A 21,191-nucleotide genomic window follows, 5' to 3' on the forward strand; every position below is an offset into this window, starting at 1 on the left:
GACCCCATTGAAGCGTGCATCAATGCACGTCTGACCCCATTGAAGCGTCTGACCCCATTGAAGTTCAGGCGGCGTCGCGTTCGGCGACCAGCACGGGCAGCGCTGGCAAGGCGGCTCCCGTTTGCGCCGCCACATCCGCATCCGTCAGCGGGCCCGTGCCACTGTAGCGGTCCAGCGCCAGGTATATCACCGGCGTGATGTACAGCGTTACCACCTGCGAAAACAGCAGCCCTCCTGCCACGGCCACACCCAGCGGCTGCCGCAATTCCGCGCCCGCCCCCAGGCCGAACGCCAGCGGTACTGCGCCCATCAACGCCGCCAGCGTCGTCATCATGATGGGCCGGAAGCGCTGCAGGCATGCCTGCCGTATCGCTTGCGCCGGTGGCGCCCGCTGCGCGCGCTGTGCATGCAGGGCAAAGTCGATCATCATGATGGCGTTTTTCTTGACGATCCCGATCAGCATCAAAATGCCGATCGTGGCAATCAGGGTCAGCTCCATCCCGCACAGTTTCAACGAAATGAACGCCCCCACCACCGCCGACGGCAACCCCGCCAAAATCGTCACCGGGTGGATCCAGCTTTCATACAGCACCACCAGCAATACATAAATCACGGCCAGCGCGACAAACACCAGCACCAGCTGGCTGCCCTGCGTTTCCTGGAACGTCGCCGCCTCGCCGCCATAGCGAGTGATGACCGATGGCGGCAATTGCACTTGCTGCCCAATCGCGGAAATTCTCGCCGTCGCATCCCCCAGCGCCACACCCGGCGCCAGGTTGAACGACAGCGTGATCGCCTGCAGCTGTCCCTGGTGATTCACCGCCAGCAGGCCGGCCGTCCGCTCCACCGTGGCGATCGACGACAGCTGCACCAGCGCGCCATTGGCGCCCCGCACGGAGACCTTGCCCAGCGCATCCTGGTATTCCTTGTCCAGTGCCTCCATCAACACCGCATAGCTGGCGCTGGGCGCATAAATGGTCGATACCTGCCGCTCGCCGAACGCCAGGTACAGCGCGCTGCGCACGTCCGACATGCGGACACCCAGCCCCTCCGCCTTGTCGCGGTCAATGCGCAGACTCGCTTGCAAACCCCGGCTCTGGCTGTCGCTGGCCACGTCGCGGAACATCGGATCGCCACGCATGGCCTGCTGGATTTTCTCCGCCCACGCTTCCAGCCCGTCAGGACTCACGCTTTGCAGCGTGTACTGGTAGCGGCTCTTGCTGCTGCGGCCGCCAATCTGCAAGTTCTGCATCGGGTTCAAATACACAGCAATACCCGGCACTGCGCGCGCTTCCCTGCGCAGCGCCGCCACCACTTCCTGCATCGGTCCCCGCTCGCCGCGCGGCTTCAACGTCAAAATCATGCGGCCACTGGACGCCGTATTGCCGCCCCCCGGACCGCCCGGCCCCGTGAACGACAGCACGCCCTGCACGGCAGGATGGTTGCGGAAGCGCTCCGCCACCTGCGACTGCAATGCCAGCAACGCCGCCGGCGACACATCTTCCGCCGCTTCCGTCGTCACACGAATGCGCCCCAAGTCTTCATCCGGGAAAAAGCCCTTGGGCATATCCTGGTACAGCACCACCGTCAGCGCCACGCTGGCCAGCGCCCCGCCCAGCACCGCCACCCGGTGCCGCAAACTCCAGTCCAGTGACACACGGTAGAATTCAGTCAGCCACGCAAATCCCGCTTCGAACACGCGTCCAGGCCAGCCGCCGGAAACCACGCCCGCCTCCGCATGCCGGGGCAGCAAACGGCTGGCCAGCATCGGCACCACGGTCAGCGACACGGCCGCCGACACCAGCACCGCCAGCGACACGACGACGGCAAACTCCCGGAACAGCAAGCCAATCACACCCGGCATGAAGAAAATCGGGATGAATACCGCCACCAGCGAAATGGAAATCGACACAATGGTAAAGCCCATTTCACGCGCGCCCACCAGCGCCGCCTTCATGGGCGACGCACCCTGCTCCGTGTGGTGCACGATATTTTCCAGTACCACGATGGCGTCATCGACCACCAGCCCCACCGCCAGCGTGATCCCCAGCAGCGATACATTGTTCAAGCTATAGCCGCACCACTGAAACAGGATCATTGCGCCCAGCAGCGACAGCGGCAACGTCACTGCGGGAATCACCGTAGCGGCCACACGCCGCAGGAACAGGAAGATCACCATTACGACCAGCGCCACCGTCAATGCCAGCGTCACGTTGACATCATGGATCGCTTCGCGGATCGACAGCGAACTGTCGCCCGACAAGGTGACGGAAATCGACGAAGGCAATTGCGCCTGCAAGCGAGGCAGGAGCTTGCGCACGGCATCCACCACGGCCACCGTATTCGCGTTGGGCTGCCGCTGCACTTGCAGCACGACCGATTGTGCGCCGTTGTAGCTGGCGGTGCTGCGCACGGACAGGTAACTGTCTTCGACGCTCGCCACTTCCTTCAGCCGCACCGGCAAGCCATTGCGCGTGGCGACAATCAATTCGCCGAATTGCGCCGCCCGCATCAACTTGCTGTCGGCCTGGATGGTCAGCAATTGCTGCGGCCCCTCGATCACGCCCAGCGGTGAATTCGCGTTGGCTGCACGAATGGCGGCCGCCAGTTCATCGAGCGTCATGTTGCGCGCATTGAGCTTGTCCAGCTGCGCCCTGACCCGCACGGCAAAGCGCTTCTGGCCGTTCACGTTCACTTGCGCGACGCCGTCCAATGTGGCAATCGACGGCGCAATCAGGTTTTCCGCGTAATCGTTGAGTTCAGCAAGGCTCAGCGAAGGCGCATTCAGCACGATGAACAACGTGGGGCCATCGGCCGGGTTGCTCTTGCGGTAGGAAGGCAATTCCGTCACTTCCGGCGGCAGCGCACGCTGCGCCCGCAGCAGCGCCGCCTGCACGTCAAGCGCCGCCACATTGATGTCGACCGATGGATCGAATTCCAGCGTCAGCGACGTGGCGCCAGAGCCGCTGGACGACGTGATCAGGTTCAGGCTCGCAATCGTGGAAAACTGCTTTTCCAGCGGCAGCGCCACGGATGACGCCATGGTTTCCGGACTGGCGCCTGCCAGGTCCGCGTTGACGTTGATGACAGGCGTGTTATAGCTGGGCAGCGCAGCCACCGGCAATTTCAGGATGGCGAGGATGCCGGCCGCCGCCAGCGCCAACGCCAGCACAATCACCATGGCCGGGCGGCGGATACACAATTCCGGCAAATTCATACCGGACCTCCCAGCGCGGCCAGCGCCGGCGCGCTCCCCTTGTCGATACGGACCTTCGCCCCCGGCCGCAAGTTCTGCTTGCCCTCGACAATCACTTGCTCGCCCGCCGCGATGCCCGCGACGGCAGCATTGCCGCCAAATGCATGCAGTACTTTGACGGGACGCGGCTGCGCCTGCTGGTCGCCATCGACCGTGAACACGCGCGCGCCGTTGCCGCTGGTGATGATGGCCGCCAGCGGCACCACCACGGCAGCCTTTAACGTATCGAGCGTGACTTTCGCCTGCACGAACTGTCCCGGCCACAATTGCGAACCATGGTTGGCAAATTGCGCTTTCACGCGGATCGTGCCCGCCTGGGCATCCACCGCGCTGTCGATAAAGCTCAGCCGTCCCGCATAGCTGTGCGCATCCTGCCCCGGCCCGGTAGGCGGCACCGTGGCGTTTACGCGCGCGCCGCCGGCTTTTTGCCCGTCGAGCAAACCCGGCAAGCCGCTTTCCGGCACGGCGAAACTGACCGCAATCGGATGCATTTGCGTGATGGTGGCCAGCGGCGCGGACAATTGCGCCATGCTGCCCGGATAAACATTGATGGCGCCGATGCGGCCGGACGACGGCGCCCGCAATACCGTATGCGCCAAATCCACCTGCGCGGAGCGCAAGGACGCGCGGTCCGCCTGGACCTGGGCGCGCGCGGTTTCCGCTTGCGCCTGCGAGCTGTCCGCCGCACTGACTGAAATGAATTTTTGCGCCGCCAGTTCGCGCGAACGGGCGGCCTGGCGTTCGGCATCGGCCAGCGCGGCTTCACTGCGCACCAGACGCGCCTGCGCCTGGTCCAGTGCCGCCTGTTCGGCGCGGTTATCGAGCGTAAACAATAACGCGCCGGCAGCCACGTTCTGTCCTTCCTGTACATGTACCTGGCGCACCACCCGGCTCACTTGCGGGCGGATTTCCACGGTGGACAGCGGCACCACCGTGCCGTTGGCCTGGATTTCCACTGCCACGTCCTGCTGCTGCGCGGCAGCCAGCCGCACCAGCGGCGGCCCGCCCGCACCGGGACCACCCTTGCGCCCTCCCTCTTCCGCTCCCCGGGCTTTATTCCCCTTTTGCGCGGTATCTTGTAATGCAGCTCCGGCGCGGCTGTTTTCGCCCGCGCCGGACATGCCCCGCGGCTGGCTGCCGCCTGCCGCGAACCAGCCAGCGGCGCCGACAGCAGCCGCCAGCGACGCTGCCGCCAGCACCTTGCGCCCGCCTGTCGCCCGGGCGCGCTCCCTGATCATGGTCATGCCGTGGCTCCGCTAGCTGGCCGGCTCGGTCAGCACCGACAGCTTGCTGACACCGGAGCGCTGGATATGCGCAATGACTTGCGCCACCGAGCGGTAAGGCACGGCTTGATCCGCCTGCAGGCTGAGCGCCAGTTCAGGATCCGTGCCCACCAGCGTACGCAATTCCGGTTCCAGCGCTTCCAGCGCGACTTCACGCTTGTCGATAAAGATGCGGTTTTCCCCATCCACGCTGACCGTCACGCTCTTGTTCGGCGTGGCCGGCGTCGTCGCGGCGGTTTTCGGGAGGTTGATCCGCACCGCATTGTTCAACAGCGGCGCCGTCAGGATGAACACCACCATTAACACCAGCATCACATCGACCAGCGGCGTGATGTTGATTTCACTGACCACGTCGCTGCTATCCTTGCCTGTCGTGAAAGCCATTATGCATACACTCCTGCCGGCAAGCCGGCTGCCAGGGAACCCTGTGCGCCCGCGTCACGCACCGGCGTTTTGCCGGCCGGTGCGGCCGACACGCGGAAGTTGTTCTTTTGCGCCAGGTTGACGAAGTCTGTCGCATAGTTGTCCAGTTCCGCGGCCGTGACTTTCAGGCGGCGCACGTAGAAGTTAAACGCCAGCACGGCAGGCACCGCCACGGCAATACCCACGCCGGTGGCGATCAGCGCTTCACCGATCGGGCCCGCCACCACGTCGATGCTGGCCGAACCGCTGGCGCCAATCGCCCCCAGCGCATGGATGATGCCGAACACGGTGCCGAACAGGCCGACGAATGGTGCGGTCGAGCCGATCGACGCCAGCACGGCCAGCCCGCTTTCCAGCGACTGGTACTCTTTCTGGATTTGCTGGCGCAAATAGCGCTCCAGCAGTTCGCGGCGGTCCCAGCTGTGTTCCAGGTCGGCGCTGGCGTCAGCATCGCTGACGTACAGCGCTTCAAAGCCGACTTCCGCCAAACGTGCCTTGGGACTCGCGCCGCTCGGCAGTGCTGCCGCAGCATCGAGCGAACTGGCGCTCCAGAAGGCTTTGCCAAACGCTTTGTCGCGCTTGCCCAGGCGGTAGTGCTGGATGCCTTTGGCGGCGATCAGCACCCAGGTCACGACGGAAAATGCGACCAGCGCGTACAGGGAGCCTTGCACAATCAGTTCGAGGTAATGGGATTGCATGGATGATTCCTTTCAGATGGTTCGAATCGGGTTCAGGAGAGTTTGAAATTCAGCGGGACTTTGACCCAGCCATCGATCGGCGTCTGGCCGCGGCGCGCGGGCTCGAACGCCCAGCCTTGCACCGCCTTGACTGCCGCATCGTCCAGGATCTTGTGGCCGCTGGATTTGTCGATGTTGATGGCGGCGGGCTTGCCGCTGGCAAGCACCTGCACCTTGAGAATGACCTGGCCCTGCAGGCCGCGGTCTTGCGCCAGCGCCGGGTATTCAGGCGCGGGATTGTTCTTGTAGCCGGCGAAACCACGCGGTTCCGTCACCGGTTCCGGTGGTGGCGGCGGCGCAGGCGGCGCGGCCACCGGGGCCGGCGGTGCAGGCGGCTGCGGCGTTGTGGCCACAGCCACGGTATCTGCCGTCGGCGGGCCGGAATCCACCACATTGCGCACCACCGGCAACGGCTGCGGCGCCGGGGCCTGTTTCACCACTTGCGGTTGCGGCTTCGGCGGCTCCGGCGGTGGCGGCGGAGGGGGCGGCGGCGCAAATTCAATTGCCAGCGGTTCCGCTTTAGGCGGCGGCAATTTCGCATCGGCCGGTAAATTGTGTACGCCAACGATGATGGCGGCATGCACCAGCACCGCGGCGCCTGCCAGCAGCGTCAATCCGGTCTTGTTGTGTAAACCCTGCTTCAGCAAGTCCGGACGGACGGCAGCCGCGTTGGATACGGCCTGTGCTGCCTGTACCGGTTGCGCAGCGGGGCGCGCGGCGCGGCGGGCCTTGGCACGGTGCGGCGCATGGGACCCGGAATTAAAACTGTCGAATGTCAGTGTCGTCATGGGATACCTTTCTCGAAATGGGCGGTGCTACCACGCAGGGGCGACGGCAGGCGCGGCGGCTTGCTGCGCAACCGGCTGCTGCAGGACGGGCGACGCGGCGGCCTCCGGCGCGTCCTGCGCCAGTCCGGCGCCGCTGGCAAAAGTCATGGCAAGCAGCGCCACGCCCACCGCCGACAGCAGCGCAGTCCAGCGCCACGCGCTGGCGCCATGGCTGGCGCCATCCGCATGATGGTCGGCAGCCTGCACATCTTTCCAGCCGGTCACCATCGGCTTCACCAGGTTGGTCTTATGCAGCACGCGGTATGCGGCAATGGCCAGCACGTGCAGCGCAATCAATCCCAGTAGCACATAAGCCAGTTGCTGGTGCAATCCCGTCAGCTGAATCGAACGCGCTTCATCAACCAGCGTGGCCAGCGGCCCCTGGAATGCAATTTCATCATTGCCGACCAGCCCCGTTCCCGCCTGTACCACCAGCAGCGCCAGCAGCGCAAAGACGGATAACGCGCCCAGAGGGTTGTGGCCATGGCCTTGCCAGCGGCCATTCAGGTAAGCGCGCAGGCGGCTAGGTGTCGGGGCGAAATTCACGAAACGGGCATGAGCGGCGCCGGCGATGCCCCACACCAGCCGGAACGCCACCAGTCCCACGATAGCAATGCCGGCATAGCCGTGCACGGGCATCCAGTCCCCGCCCACCAGTCCCGTCGTCAGCGCCACCGTCACCGCAACAACCAGCGACCAGTGAAACAGGCGGGTCGGCAAGTCCCACACGTGGATGCGATGCACGGCAGGCGCCGCCACTGCCTCATCGCAGCCGCATGCGCCATCCGTGACGGAACGCGCGATGGCGCCGGCCTGGCCCGGTGGCAGCGCGGCCCTTGCTGTATTGCCGCTGGTACGGGCCACCACCGCCGCCGACGCGGCCAGATGGGCTACCGATGCTGCCTTGCTGGCACGCAGCTTGGCTTTGGCCACGCTGCGCAAACTGCGGCGTACCGGCTGCACGTCAGGCGTGCCGGCATATACCCTGGCGAAGAACTTGCTGCTCATGCCGCTAACCGCCTTACTGCTGCGCAGTGACAGGTTGAGGTTGGCCTGCCTGGGCAGTCTGGCGCGGTGGCGGCGGCGCAATGCGGGTAATCTTGCCGCCCTGCGCTTCATAATCCTCTGATCCGGTGGCGCCGGCCACCTTGTAGCCCTTGCTGGTCAACAGGTCGCCCACGGCGCCCGCACGGTGCGCATGGTTCGACACGGTGAGGATCACGCGGTCTTTCGGGATATACGACAGGTTGCGCTCCACTTCATTGGCCTGCACGTTCAGGTAAACAGGGAAGCTGCCCTTGGCAGTCAATTCATCCGGGCGGCGCACGTCGATCACCAGCAGCTTGTCCGGCTGCGCCAGCAGCTTGTCGACTTCGGCGCGCTCCAATTGCCTGGTTTTATATTTCCAGGGCTGCGGGGCTTGCTGGGCGAACGACGAGGCGGCGGCCAGCGCCAGGGTCAAAGTCAGGGTCGAGGCAATCGTGGATTTCAAAGCTTTCATGGCAGTCCTTTCAATGCGCAATGCGGGATTCGCACCGCTGTCGCAGGGAGGGATTGCAACTACCATGCCAGTTGCCGTGACATGCCTTGACCAGGCCACCGAACCGGGCTGAGAGCCGCGCCGTTACTGGGTTTGCGTGGTTTCACGGGGACTTGCGGCCATTCCGCCACCGCCACCCGGCACTGGTGCCTGCCCACCACCACGCCTTGCAGCCCTGTTGAGAATTCAACAGATCGCAACAGCACAGGCTGCAAAGTCCAGCTGACATATCAGCTTGTTGCATTTCCATCAACGCGGTTGGCGGACTGCTGCCCTGCCATCAGCCCAACCACCGTTCATTTTGCATGGCGCCTGTAACGGCGGGCTTTCTTGCCGTGGCACGGTCTTTGCGACGTATTGCGCATGACCCACTACGAAAGCGCTTTACATGCATAAGCAAAATCAATTCCGTCATACCATCCGTTTGCTGCCTATCGTTGCCCTGCTGGCCGGCGCAGGCTTCAACGCCCATGCCGCCGGCCAGTCTGCCGATGCGGGCATTGCCGAACTGCGCGCGGAAATCGCCCGCATCCAGGCCGAGAATGCGCGCCTGAAAGAAGCGCTGGCCGCGCAAACCGGCAGCGCCGCCGCTCCCACAGCCGCCTCCCCTACGGCAGTGGCGCCCGCCCCTGCCCCGGCAGCGCAGGAAGAAGAAGCGCAGGCGCTGGGCGCCGTCACTGTCCGTGGCCGCAAAAAGATTGAAACCTTGAAGGAAGTGCCGCTGTCGATTTCTGTCGTCAGTGGCCAGGAACTGGACCGGGAACTGGCGCAGGATTTGTCCGCCATCACCAAAACGGGGCGCCAATGTCCAGTTCAACCAGAACAATACGCGGGGCGCATCACTGTCGGTACGGGGCCTGGGCAAGCGCTCGTTCACGGAAACGCAAGACCCCAGTGTCGGCGTGGTCGTCGATGGCGTCAGCTACGGCCTGTCTCAGCTGGCCAACTTTGATTTTTACGACGTGGAATCCGTCGACGTGGTGCGCGGACCGCAGGGTACACTGGGCGGAAAAGGCGCCAGTTCCGGCGTCGTCACCATCAATACCCGCAAGCCGTCGTTTTATCCGACCGCGGATTATTCCATCACGTATGGCCAGAATGAAACCGTGATCGGCAAGGCCAACCTGGGCGGGCCGGTCATCGATGATTTGCTGGCGTGGCGCGGCTCGTTCATCGTGCACCGGGCGCGCGGCTTTTATGACAACAACTTCGACCACAATTACAGCCTGTATAACAAGAACCGCGTCAGCGCCCGCACGCAATTCCTGTTCACGCCGACCAGCACCTTCAATGCCCGCATCAGCCTCGATGTGGAACCGCATGCGCCGCAAGTGCAGAATGGCCTGACGTTTTACAAGAACCAGCCGGACCGCTTTGCCGATGGCAGCCTGACCGACCCGAGCGGCACCACGACGCGCGCCAAGCTGACGGGGTTCACCAATGCCGGCGGCGTGTTCACGGGCCCGCGCGCATGGTTCAGCAACCGTTCGTTCAACGGCGCCCCTTACACGTATGACGCCAACTATATTGGCGACGACAACATCAACTTCAATGAAAACCAGGGCCAGACCGTGCATAACAAGGGCGGCTCCGCTGAATTGACGTGGGACTTGCCGGGCCATGTCTTCACGTCGCAATCGGCAGTGCGCATTTACTCATTCGACGCCCACAACGATGAAGGCACGCCGTTCGACATCAGCCGCAATGGCGGCGGCGGTGTGGCCTACCGCCAGTTCACGCAGGAATTCAAGCTGAAATCCAAACCGGGCGGGCCGCTCGACTATGTGGCAGGCTTGTTCCACATCCGCACCGATGATGACATTGCTTCGAAGTCCGGCTGGGGCTCCGATGCGGGCGCGTGGTTTGCCACCACGGCCCAATACAATACGCTGGAGCGCAACGCCGGCGTCAACCGGGGTGCGGGGCTGGCCCTGTTGAAAGATGCGCTCGATGACTTGATCGTCAAAGGCGATACCGTCGTGCACACGAAGAGCAATGCGCTGTATGGCAATGCGACGTGGCACACCACGGACAAGGTTAATGTCACGGGCGGCTTGCGCGTCACGCGCGAAGACCGTACCACGACCGATACCCGCATACTGACCGCGAACGGCACCGGCGCGGCGCTGAACCCAGTCGCCGTGCGGGGCGTGGCGCTGGGCGGATTTAACAGTGCGGCCACCGGCGCGCTGGGTGCAGGCAACAGCGTCGATCAGCTGGCGCAGGCCGACGCCATCGCCAATAAATACTATGGCGCCGCCATCACGTCCATACCGGGCGGCGCCTATGCCGGCCTGACTGCCGCCCAGCAGGCGCAGGTAGCTGCGGCCAAGGCGCTGCGCGCGGGCCAGATCGGCCAGCTGCTGTCCGGCGTGCAGGCCAAATATGGCGATACGCTGTACACGGCCACGCTGGCGCCGTCGTACCGTTTCAATGACCAGTTCACAGCCTACACGTCATGGCAATATGGCGAGAAATCGGGTTCCGCGCTGAACGTCAACGGCGTCAATGCCAACGTGCGGCCGGAGAAAACCCATGCCTTTGAGGTGGGCTTGAAGACTTCGCTGCCGCAGTACAGCCTCGTATTGAATACGGACTTGTTCCTGATGAACATCAAGGATTACCAGTCCGCCGTGCGTGTCGTCGATGAATTCACGACGGCCACCAATATCGCCAATAACCAGGCCAACCCGATTGCCTATGTGACGGCACAGGGCAACGTGCCGAAAGCCCGCGCCAAAGGGCTGGAGTTCGATGGCGTGTACAGCGGCATCCCGAACCTGTCGGTGCGCTTCTCCGGCGCATGGAATGATGCCCGCTACGTCAGCTTCCCCCTGGCCGCCAAGCCGGACGAACTGGCGTACCTGCCGGGCGCGTATGTCGACCAGAGCGGACTGCCACTGCCGGGCGCCGCCAAGTGGACCGGCAATATCGGCGCGGAATACCGCAAGCCTTACAACGGCCGTGAATACCACGCCAGCTTCAATACCGCGTTCACCAGCCGCTATAACAATACGGACACGATGTCGTCGTATGGCTGGGTCAGCGGCGGCGCCATCACGGACTTTTCGCTGGGCGTGGCGTTCAAGGGCGGCTTTGACGTCAGCCTGACCGTGAAAAATGCATTCGATAACCGCAACCATGAACCGGCCTGGGTCAGCTATTCGCCCAACCCGTATCCACGGTGGTATGGCATCACGTTCAGCGGCAAGCTGTGAACCATTGGCCGTAAAGCGGCGCCATATGCATATATCGCTTTAGCCATGAACAGAATCCACCACTAACGTAGCAAGCATTACCGCAAGTTAGCGGCACGCTGTTGCGCAATCAACAGCGCGCCGGTGGAAATCCACGGATTGGCGTGGTTTCCGCGGGTTTTCCACTATGGCACGCCATTTGCTGAGGTAAGGCTGTTCTCTTGTTCAATGAAAGCCTCGCAATGACGAATCAAAACCCATACCGAACCGCCCTGCCGTTCCGCCTGTCCCCGATTGCCGCATCATTGGCCGCCATCGTGGCCGGCGCCGCCCTGCTGGCATCGGCGCCGCTGCATGCGGCGGAACCCACCGTGACGCAACCGTCCGTGGCCGAACTGCAGGCGGAAATCGCGCGGCTCAAGCAAATCATCGCAACGCAAAATCCTTCGGCCGCACAGGGTGCGCCGGCGGCCGCCGCTGCGACCACGCCAGTTGCTGCCGCTGAGCCGGCGCCCGCCGCAGACGAATCGCAAACGCTGGGCGAAGTCACGGTGCGCAGCCGTAACCGCCTCGAACGTTTGCAGGACGTGCCGCTGTCCGTGTCCGTCGTGACGGGCAAGGAATTGGACCGCCTGCAGGCAACCGACATCAAATCGCTGACGCAGCGCGCCGCCAATGTGTCGTGGAACCAGGGTAACCAGCGTACGGCCAGCCTGGCCATCCGTGGCGTCGGCAAGCAAGGCCAGACGGAAGCGCAAGATCCCAGCGTCGGCCTGATTGTCGATGGTGTCAATTACGCCTATAACGCGTTGTCGTCCAGCTTTGACTTCACCGACGTCGATGCGGTGGAAGTCACGCGCGGCCCGCAAGGCACGCTGCTGGGAAAAAACACCAGCGTGGGCGTCGTCAACGTCACCACGCGCCGTCCGTCGTTCACGCCGGATGCGTCGTGGTCGCTGACCATCGGCCAGCAAGACACGGTGCAAGGCCGCTTCGCGGCGGGCGGTCCGATCGTTGACGGCTTGCTGGCCTACCGCGCCAACCTGTCCGTCAGCAAAGGCGAAGGCGACATCAAGAATGCGTACAACAAGGATATTACGTACACCAACAAGGACCGCGTGTCGGGCCGTTTGCAATTCCTGCTGACGCCGGACTCATCGTTCAGCGCCCGCGTCGCGCTCGATGCGCAGCCGCGCGCCGGCGAAACCTACAACGGCCGTACCATCAATACGCCGACGCCAAACATCTATTCAAACGGCGACAAAAATACATTGGCGACTGATCCTGCTGTGCGCCTGGCCCGCCGCTGGTTCACGCAGCAAACCGGCTATACGTACCAGGACAACTTCCTCAACGAGAAAACCTTCGTCGTCAACAACGATAACCAGCGGCCGCTGGTCACCGGCAGCAATGGCGCGGCGGCAGAGCTGAACTGGTACCTCGATAAATTCAACATCACGTCCATCACGGCCTACAAGGATTACCACTTCAACGCGACCAATGATGAAGGCACGCCGTTCGACGTGCACCGCAACTCCGGAGGCTTCTGGAATGACTACCGCCAGGCCACCCAAGAATTGCGGCTGTCATCCCAGCCGGGCGGCTTCGTTGACTACCAGGCCGGCATCTTCCTGATGAAGGTGGATAACCAGGCCGATTACCGCCGCGAGTGGGGTAATGACGCCGGCGCGTGGTACGCCACCGCGCCGCAGTACGGCCGCCTGGATGCGGATGCCGCCGGCCGCTACCTGCTGCAAAATTCGCTGGACCGCCTGCAGATGTCGTTCAATTCGCCGGCCGGCACACAGGATATCCGCAACAAGAGCGCCGCCGTCTTTGCACAGGCCAACTGGCACCTGTCCGACCCGCTGACCCTGACGACCGGCCTGCGCTTCACCCGCGAAGACCGCCGCAACAAAGGCAGCACCCTGGTCAACAACTATGGCAACGCGCCGGAACTGAACCCCGTCGCCGTCAATGGCGTGGCATTCGGCGGCTTTGACAGCAGCGCCAATGGCACACTCACCGCGAACAACAGCGCCGCGCAAATTGCGCTTGCCAATACGCTGGCCGCGAAATACTTCGGCGCCGCCTCCTACGCCGCGCTGACGGCGGCGCAGCGCCAGCAGGTGGCCGACGCCAAGGCCATCCGCGTCTCGCAAATCGGCGTGGTCTTCGCGCCGACGGAAGCGGAACCATTCAAAGATACGCTGCCCGCCTTTGTATTGAGCCCTTCGTATAAATTCAATAAAGACTTGACGGCCTACGCATCGTGGCAATATGGCGAGAAGGCGGGCATTTCCCAGCTGACCAATGGCGTCTCGAACCTGGTGCGCAAGGAAAAAACCAATGCGCTGGAAACGGGCATCAAGTCCGCGCTGCTGGACCGGAAGCTGCTGATCAACGCCAACCTGTTCCTTATGAATATCAAGGATTACCAGCAAGCCGTGCGGGTGCTGGATGTCTACACCACCAATCTGGCGAAGCAGAATAACGATCCTCAGCTGTATTACACGACGGCGACGGGCAATGCGCCGAAAGTGCAAGCCCGGGGCCTGGAATTCGATGGCGCGTATTCCGGCATTACCAACACCACGCTGCGCTTCTCGGGCGCCTACACGGACGCGCGCTACAAAGACTTCAAGCTGTCCGCACAGCCGGTGGAAAACGGCTATCCGGGCGCCGCGCCTTACCGCGACGTGACCGGCCAGGCGTTGCCGGGCGCCTCGAAGTTCACGTTCAACGTGGGCGCCGACTACCAAAAACCTGTCTTGACGGACAAGGCATTCCACGCCAGTTTCAACACCGCGTACAACTCGCGCTATAACGCGGACAATACGCTGTCCAGTTATGGCTGGGTGGGCGGCTCGGCCATCACGGATTTGGCCGTGGGCCTGGGCACGCGCAGCGGCTCGTTTGACGTCAGCGTCATCGTGAAGAACGCGTTCCAGAACGATGCGCCGCTGACGAAGACGTGGAATACGTACACGCCTGCCGTGCCGCGCTGGATCGGACTGGTGGTGAGCGGCAAGCTGTAAACGCTGCGTTTAAAAGACGGACCCGCCGGCTAATCCGGTGCGGTCCGTTTTTGTCGTTTACCGCGCCGCGCGCTGATGCGCTTTCAACAGCCCTGCTGCTGCACTGCATACAGCGCATCAGCCCCTTCCCACGCGTCAGCAATAAATTCATTTCAAATCAATTAGTTAAGCAATTTCACGCAGCTGGCACGGCAGTTGCTTTTAATGGTTCAGTTACGAATCCATTCCACAGGAGCTTCTGCCGATGAAACTGAAAGCCATCACCATAGCCATACTGTTAGCCACCTCCACCGCCGTCACCATTGCGGCGGATGACAAAGCCGCAGCAGACGCCAAGGTTACCCCGCAAAATACTGCCGCCACGGCCAACAAAGCCTGGCAGTACACCGCGGTCCAGCGGCCCGACGTTCCGGCAGTCAAACAGAAAGCGTGGGTGCGCTCGCCGATCGATGCATTCGTGCTGGCCAAGCTTGAGCAAAAAAACCTGAAGCCGTCGCCCGATGCGGACCGTGCAACGTACATCCGCCGTGCCACGCTGGACACGTGGGGCGTGATCCCGACGCCGGAAGAAGTACACGCTTTCGTCAACGACAAATCGCCCGACGCGTATGAAAAGCTGGCCGACCGCCTGCTGTCGTCGCCACGCTTTGGCGAGCGCCAGGCGCGCCGCTGGCTGGACCTGGCCCGCTATGCGGACAGCGCGGGCTTCCAGAACGATAACACCCGCCCGAACAATTACCGCTACCGCGATTACGTCATCAACGCGTTCAACAGCGACAAGCCGTTCAACCGCTTCATCAAGGAACAGATCGCAGGCGATGAACTGTATCCGGACAGCCAGGAAGCGAAAATCGCCACCGGCTTCCTGGCCGGCTACCCGGACAATTCCAACTCGCGCGACCTGATACAGCGCAAATACCAGATCGCCACCGACATGACGGACACTGTCGGCGAAACCTTCCTCGCGTCCACCATCGGCTGCGCGCGCTGCCACAACCACAAGGCGGACCGCGTCAGCCAGAAGGAATACTTCCAGCTGCAGGCGTTCTTCGCCAACACCAGCTTTGATGAAAAGGTGCCGGCGGAAAAAGGCGAAGCGGAACTGGCGTATGAAAAACAGCAGGCAGCCTACCGTGCCGCCACCAAGGATATCCGCGACAAGCAAAAAGCCATCCTCGACACGGTGCGTGAAGCGGGCGTCAAGTACCACAAGGAGCGCTACCTGACGGACAGCCGCGAAGCCATCTTCAAGCCGGAGTCGCAATGGACGCCGCTGGACCGCTGGGTCAACTTCCGCCTGAAATCCGTGTCGACCGAACAGGATATCGTGCAATACCTGCGCCTGACGGCCGAAGACAAGGATAGCGCCGACTACAACCCGGAAAACGTGGAAAAGTGGAAGCAGTACCAAAAGCTGACGGCGGAGCTGCGCAAGTTCGACAAGCTGCGCCCAGAACGGGGTTCGCTGTTCTATACGGCAGCCACGGAACTGGGCCGTCCGGATGCGCCCCCAACCCACGTGCGCTTCGGCGGCGTGCATGAGGCGCCGCTGGATCCGGTGGAGCCAGGCATCCCCGCGCTGTGGGCCAACGGCGCCAAGGTCGAGATCAAGCCGACCGCCACGTCGTCCGGCCGCCGCACGGCGCTGGCGAACTGGCTCGCCAGCCCGGAAAATCCGCTGACGGCCCGCGTGTTCGTCAACCGCGTGTGGAGCCAGTACTTCGCCAACGGTATCGTGTCCACCGTGGCGGACTTTGGCCGCGCCGGCCAGAAGCCGACCCACCCGGAATTACTGGATTACCTGTCGTCTGATTTCGTGAAGAACGGCTGGAGCATCAAGCAGCTGCACCGCCAGATCCTGCTGTCGTCCGTGTACCGCCAGTCGTCCGCCGAGCGCGCCGACATTGCCGCCGCCGATCCGGACAACAAGCTGCTGGGCGTGTATCCGCGCAAACGCCTGGAGGCGGAACAAATCCGCGATTCATTGCTGGCGGCGTCCGGCCGGCTGGAAGACAAGCTCGGTGGCCCGGCCGTGTTCCCGAAAGTGCCGTCCAACTTCAGCGCCGGCAACCTGTGGACGGCCTCGAACGACCCGCATGACCAGAACCGCCGCAGTATTTACACGTTCGTGCGCCGCAGCGTACCGTACCCGCTGACGCAAAACTTTGACCCGGCCGATCCATCGCAGGCACACCACAAGCGCAGCGTCACCACCACGCCGCTGCAGGCACTGGCCCTGTTCAACAGCGATGTCGTGCTGAACTGGTCGCAGGCGCTGGCTGGCCGCGTGATCCGCGAAGCAGGCAACGATGAAACCGCGCAGTTGAACCGCCTGTACGAAATCCTGTTTGCCCGTACGCCGAGCAAAGCGGAACGCGCGACCTTGAAAGAGTTCCTGGACAAGCAGGAAAAAATCATCCTGGCGCGCAATGGCTCCGAAAAAGCCGACAGCAAGAACGACGGCAAATTCGAAGTGGCGATTCCGACCGGCCTGAAAACCAACCAGGCGATCAATCCCGTGCGCGCCGCGGCGCTGGTGGATTTGGTGCACACGGTGGCCAATTCGAACGATTTCGCTTACCGCTTCTGATCCAGCCCTGACTTCTAACCAACTATAAGGAAACAACAATATGTGCCAACATCACTCCCGTCGCGACTTCCTGTTGAAATCCGGACTAGGGCTGGGCGCTGCAGCCGTCACCGGCTTCCTGCCTGGCGGCGGCCTGCTTGCTGGCGCCATGGCGGCTGACTTGATCGACCCGCTGGCGCCCAAAGCGCCGCACTTCCCAGCCAAAGTCAAATCCGTGATCTGGCTGCACATGAACGGCGCGCCATCGACGTTGGACTTGTTCGACTACAAGCCTGACTTGATCAAGCTGGCGGGCAAGGAAGTGCCGGCCTCGTTCCTGAAAGGGATCAAGACCAGTACCCAAGGCGGTGTCGGCAAACTGTTCGCGTCCAAGCGCGAGTGGAAACAGTATGGTGAAAGCGGCCACTATTTCTCCGACCTGGTACCGAATATCGGTACCCAGGCCGACAAGATCGCCTTCATCAAGTCCAGCGTCACGGTGGGCGCCACCCACGACATTTCCATCCTGAAGCTGAACACGGGCGACTTGAGCCCGGGCCGCCCATCGCTGGGCGCGTGGATCAGCTATGCGCTGGGTTCCGCCAATCCTGACTTGCCGCCTTACGTCGTGCTGTACAACGGCAAGAACGAACCAAGCGCCGGTTCCGTCAACTGGAACTCGGGTTTCCTGCCGGCCGTGTACCAGGGTACGGCGTTCCGTCCCGGTCCGTCGCCGATCTTCTACCTGGAGCGCCCGGAACTGCGCACCGATGGCCAGCAGCACGCATCGCTGGACTTGTTGCGCCGCCTGAACCAGCAAAACGCGGCCCGCTACCCTTCGGACACGGAACTGAAAGCCCGCCTGCGTTCATACGACCTGGCCGACCGCATGCAGGTATCCGCACCGGAAGCTGTCGACTTGAGCAAAGAAACCGACGCCACCAAGGAACTGTATGGCTTGAACGATGAAACGTCGGCCAGCTATGGCACCACGCTGCTGCGTGCGCGCCGCCTGGTGGAACGCGGCGTGCGTTTCATCCAGGTGGTGTCCGGCGCACCGGACGGCCAGACCGACATCACCAGCTGGGACGCGCACAGCGACCTGGAAAAGAACCACAGCGTCAATGCCCGCATGATCGACAAGCCGATTGCCGGTCTGCTGGCGGACTTGCAGTCGCGCGGCCTGCTCGATACCACGCTGGTGGTATGGACGTCGGAATTCGGCCGTACGTCGTATGGCCAGAGCGGCAATGGCCGCGACCACAATCCATGGGGCTACACGCAGTGGATGGCGGGCGGCGGCGTCAAGGCCGGCTACACGCACGGCGCGACCGATGAAATCGGCCTGCAAGTGGCGAACAAGGACCAGGCGGTCGACACCTACGACTTGCACGCCACCGTGCTGCAGCTGATGGGCCTCGACCACTTGAAGACGACGTTCCTGAACAACGGCCGCTCCGAGCGTCCGACCGTGGTGTACGGCAAAGTGATCAAGGAATTGATCGCCTGACCGTCGCACCGTACCACCGTTGCGGCGCAGGCTGGCCGCAACGGACTTGAATAGAAACAGTATGCGAAAAGTACCGATATTCCTGACCTTGATCACCGCCGCCATGGCCTTCAACGCCGGTTCCGCCGAGCCGGAAATGGGCATGGACTTGATGCAAAACATCGAAGACGCGAACAAAAGCCTGTCATCCAATATCGCGCTGGCCAACAAGCAGGCGGCCGGCAGCGATGCCAAAGACCTGGAGCGCATGTTCCAGGAAGTGGAAACCTTCTTTGAACACAAGGGCGATGCAAAAAACGCGGTCGACCTGGCCAGGCAAAGCCGCGAACTGTCGGCCGACATCGTGCAGTTGGTCGCCACCGGCAAGTTCGATGCGGCCACGGACAAGGCCACAACCTTGTCGCGCACGTGCCGCACGTGCCACACGTTCTACAAGAAGGAGTGAACCATCGCTGCGCATCGAAACATCGGCAGCGTGCTGAGGGCATGTGTGCTGGCGGCCGTGTGCTGCGGGCAGGCGGACGCCATCCCGGCCGCGCCGGCATCCACGGCGCCCGCGAAGACGGATGGCGGCGTGAAGGGCAATGCGGAAGCCGGGCGTATCAAGGCTGAATCCGAACGTTGCCTGGAATGCCACGGCCAGCCTGGTGTCGAACAAGGCCACAGCGCGGGCGAAGATGGCAAATTCGCCCGCCTCGGCGGCCAGCAGCATGCCTACATTGTCAAGCAAGTGCAGGATTTCCGCGCAGGGCGGCGCAAGAACGACTTCATGGTGATGATGGCCGCCAGTGTCAGCGACGACGACGTGGCGGACATTGCAGCTTATTTTGCCGCGCAGCCGGCCATGCCTGCCGCAATCAGGGCAGAGACGAGGGGAGAAAGCAGGAGCGCCGGCCAGCATGGCCCCGCGGCAGCACTGTTCCGGCAAGGCGACGCGGCGCGCAAGGTTGCGGCCTGCGCCACCTGCCATGGGGCAGCCGGTGAAGGCATCGCCGGTATGGCGCCCGTGATTGGCGGCCAGGGACGGCGCTACCTGTCGCAGCAGTTGCACAACTGGCGCAGCGGTGAACGCAGCAATGGAGCTGGTATGCGGGAAGCAGCCGCCAGCCTGACGGACGCGGAAATCGATGCGCTCGCGCTGTACGTATCGGAAATGTAAAACCACTATAGGAGAAACAACATGATAAAAAAACTGACGCTGGCGGCAATCGCCGCTGCCATCGCTTCCCTGCCCGCCTATGCGGCTTTAAAGGAAGGCGATGCGGCGCCTTCCTTTACGGCGCAAGCGTCGAAGGCAGGCAAGGCGTTTGAATTTTCACTGAAGGACGCACTGAAGAAAGGGCCGGTGGTCGTGTACTTTTACCCGTCCGCCTATACGGGTGGCTGCAATGTGCAGGCGCATACGTTTGCCGTCAACCATGACAAATTCACGGCGGCAGGCGCCACCGTGGTAGGCGTGTCGCTGGACAGCATCGCGCGGCTGAATGACTTTTCCGCCGACCCGAATTATTGCGCGGGCAAATTCCCGGTCGCGGCCGATGCCGACGGCCGCATCGCCCGTTCGTATGACCTGGCGATCCGCGAAGCGGCGCCGGGCAAGAAAGACACGCGCGGCATCGACATCGACCATGCCACCACCGAGCGCACCACCTTCATCGTCACGCCGGACGGCCGCATTGCGGCCGCCGTGGGCGGACTGACGCCGGCCGCCAACGTGGAAAAGGCGCTGGAAACCGTACAGCAACTGTCGCGCAAGCGCACTTAAAGGAGAATCGATGAAAAAGACATTAACCATTGCGCCCATCGTCGCGCTGCTGCTGGGGGCTTTTGCCACCAGCGCGCAAGCGCAGCTGGCCACCGCCGCCATTGCCGGCGTTGTCGCTGCCGGTACGCCGATTGAATTGATCAAGGAGGGATTTAACGGCACGGAAGGCCCGGTCGCCCTGCCGGACGGGAATTTCGCATTCACGGAAACGCCAGCCAACCGCATCACCCGCATTACGCCGGAAGGCGCGGTGTCCACGCTGCTGGAAAATTCCAACGGTTCCAATGGCTTGGCCATCAATGCGGACGGCGACATTTACGCGGTGCAGGTCGCGGATCCCAAGGTCGGCATTGTTTACCCGCCGCAGCGGGCGCGCACGCTGGCGGCCCGCTACGAAGGGGCGCCGTTTGGCCGCCCGAACGACATTGTGCTGGACCGCAAAGGCGGCGTGTACTTCACGGATTCCGGCGTGAATCCGCCTGCGCCGGGCGCGGCCCCTGCGCCGCAGCCTGCTGAAAAGCCAGCCAAGCCGGCCGTCTATCATATTTCCAATGAAGGGGCGCTGACCCGGCTGGCCGCTGACATTGAACGCCCGAACGGCATCCAGCTGAGCCCTGATGAAAAAACCCTGTACGTGGCCAATACCTTTGGCGAATACGTGCTGGCGTACGACATCCTCGGCGAAGGCAAAGTCGGCCCGCGCCGCAATTTCGCCAAGCTGGAAGGCTTCAAGAAAACCGAGACGGGCGGCACCAGCGGCGCGGACGGACTGGCGGTCGACGCTGATGGCCGCGTGTATGTCGCCACCTCGGTGGGGATCCAGGTATTCAGCAGCAAGGGCGAAGCGCTGGGCGTAATTGCATTGCCGAAGCAGCCGCAAAACATTGCGTTTGCGGGTCCGGGCAAGAAAACACTGTACGTGGTCGGCCGCGGCGCCGCCTACAAGATCGCCACGCTGACGCAGGGCTTCACTGGCCGCGCGAAATAACAACCGTACCACCGGGCTGCCTGCGGGCGGCCCGTCACCCATTTCAGCCAACCCTTAA

The 21,191-nt window shown here is 62.9% G+C and carries 16 protein-coding genes; 9 read left to right on the top strand and 7 right to left on the bottom strand.

The window, feature by feature from the left end:
* Nucleotides 1-64 precede the first annotated feature (64 nt).
* The 7 genes from GM668_RS05465 to GM668_RS05495 are packed head-to-tail and all read right to left on the bottom strand — an operon-like array spanning nucleotide 65 to nucleotide 8,027.
* Complete coding sequence (locus GM668_RS05465; RefSeq protein ID WP_155437932.1) at nucleotides 65-3,217, bottom strand: efflux RND transporter permease subunit; 3,153 nt, start codon at nucleotides 3,215-3,217, stop codon at nucleotides 65-67.
* A complete protein-coding gene (locus GM668_RS05470) occupies nucleotides 3,214-4,500 on the bottom strand; it encodes an efflux RND transporter periplasmic adaptor subunit (protein WP_229498959.1) in 1,287 nt (428 codons plus the stop codon). The genes GM668_RS05465 and GM668_RS05470 overlap by 4 nt, the downstream gene beginning before the upstream one ends.
* Nucleotides 4,501-4,512: 12 nt before the next feature.
* Nucleotides 4,513-4,923 carry an ExbD/TolR family protein gene (locus GM668_RS05475; protein WP_155437933.1) on the bottom strand — a complete coding sequence of 137 codons (411 nt, stop codon included), beginning with the start codon at nucleotides 4,921-4,923 and terminating at the stop codon, nucleotides 4,513-4,515.
* Nucleotides 4,923-5,660, bottom strand: coding sequence for a MotA/TolQ/ExbB proton channel family protein (locus GM668_RS05480; RefSeq protein WP_155437934.1), 738 nt, complete (start codon nucleotides 5,658-5,660; stop codon nucleotides 4,923-4,925). The genes GM668_RS05475 and GM668_RS05480 overlap by 1 nt, the downstream gene beginning before the upstream one ends.
* A gap of 32 nt (nucleotides 5,661-5,692) precedes the next feature.
* Nucleotides 5,693-6,487: an energy transducer TonB gene (locus tag GM668_RS05485; RefSeq protein WP_155437935.1), complete on the bottom strand. Its 795-nt coding sequence runs from the start codon at nucleotides 6,485-6,487 to the stop codon at nucleotides 5,693-5,695.
* A gap of 27 nt (nucleotides 6,488-6,514) precedes the next feature.
* On the bottom strand, nucleotides 6,515-7,534 hold the full coding sequence (locus tag GM668_RS05490; protein WP_155437936.1) for a cytochrome b/b6 domain-containing protein: 1,020 nt from the start codon (nucleotides 7,532-7,534) through the stop codon (nucleotides 6,515-6,517).
* 13 nt (nucleotides 7,535-7,547) lie between these two features.
* Nucleotides 7,548-8,027: a rhodanese-like domain-containing protein gene (locus GM668_RS05495; RefSeq protein WP_229498961.1), complete on the bottom strand. Its 480-nt coding sequence runs from the start codon at nucleotides 8,025-8,027 to the stop codon at nucleotides 7,548-7,550.
* Between the two features lie 427 nt (nucleotides 8,028-8,454).
* Here GM668_RS05495 and GM668_RS31060 point away from each other — a divergent pair, with 427 nt between their 5' ends.
* From GM668_RS31060 to GM668_RS05535, 9 genes are all read left to right on the top strand, one after another.
* A complete protein-coding gene (locus tag GM668_RS31060) occupies nucleotides 8,455-9,018 on the top strand; it encodes a DUF1192 domain-containing protein (RefSeq protein WP_229498963.1) in 564 nt (187 codons plus the stop codon).
* The gene (locus GM668_RS05500) at nucleotides 8,924-11,284 is read left to right on the top strand and encodes a TonB-dependent receptor (protein ID WP_229498981.1); all 2,361 of its coding nucleotides are present in this window, start codon (nucleotides 8,924-8,926) and stop codon (nucleotides 11,282-11,284) included. The genes GM668_RS31060 and GM668_RS05500 overlap by 95 nt, the downstream gene beginning before the upstream one ends.
* Before the next feature lie 221 nt (nucleotides 11,285-11,505).
* Entirely contained in the window at nucleotides 11,506-14,301 is a 2,796-nt protein-coding gene (locus GM668_RS05505; protein WP_155437937.1) for a TonB-dependent receptor, read from the top strand.
* Nucleotides 14,302-14,545: 244 nt separating this feature from the next.
* Nucleotides 14,546-16,891 (top strand): DUF1549 and DUF1553 domain-containing protein, encoded by a 2,346-nt coding sequence (locus GM668_RS05510; RefSeq protein WP_155437938.1) that lies wholly within the window; start codon nucleotides 14,546-14,548, stop codon nucleotides 16,889-16,891.
* Nucleotides 16,892-16,931: 40 nt separating this feature from the next.
* The gene (locus GM668_RS05515; RefSeq protein WP_155437939.1) at nucleotides 16,932-18,380 is read left to right on the top strand and encodes a DUF1501 domain-containing protein; all 1,449 of its coding nucleotides are present in this window, start codon (nucleotides 16,932-16,934) and stop codon (nucleotides 18,378-18,380) included.
* A 61-nt stretch (nucleotides 18,381-18,441) separates the two neighbouring features.
* On the top strand, nucleotides 18,442-18,825 hold the full coding sequence (locus tag GM668_RS05520) for a hypothetical protein (protein ID WP_155437940.1): 384 nt from the start codon (nucleotides 18,442-18,444) through the stop codon (nucleotides 18,823-18,825).
* 30 nt (nucleotides 18,826-18,855) lie between these two features.
* Nucleotides 18,856-19,539: a c-type cytochrome gene (locus GM668_RS05525; RefSeq protein WP_371868635.1), complete on the top strand. Its 684-nt coding sequence runs from the start codon at nucleotides 18,856-18,858 to the stop codon at nucleotides 19,537-19,539.
* Between the two features lie 21 nt (nucleotides 19,540-19,560).
* Nucleotides 19,561-20,145, top strand: coding sequence for a peroxiredoxin (locus GM668_RS05530; RefSeq protein WP_155437941.1), 585 nt, complete (start codon nucleotides 19,561-19,563; stop codon nucleotides 20,143-20,145).
* A 10-nt stretch (nucleotides 20,146-20,155) separates the two neighbouring features.
* Nucleotides 20,156-21,133: an SMP-30/gluconolactonase/LRE family protein gene (locus GM668_RS05535; RefSeq protein ID WP_155437942.1), complete on the top strand. Its 978-nt coding sequence runs from the start codon at nucleotides 20,156-20,158 to the stop codon at nucleotides 21,131-21,133.
* Nucleotides 21,134-21,191 lie beyond the last annotated feature (58 nt).

Source organism: Pseudoduganella ginsengisoli (genome assembly GCF_009720865.1).
GTDB lineage: Bacteria > Pseudomonadota > Gammaproteobacteria > Burkholderiales > Burkholderiaceae_D > Rugamonas > Rugamonas ginsengisoli.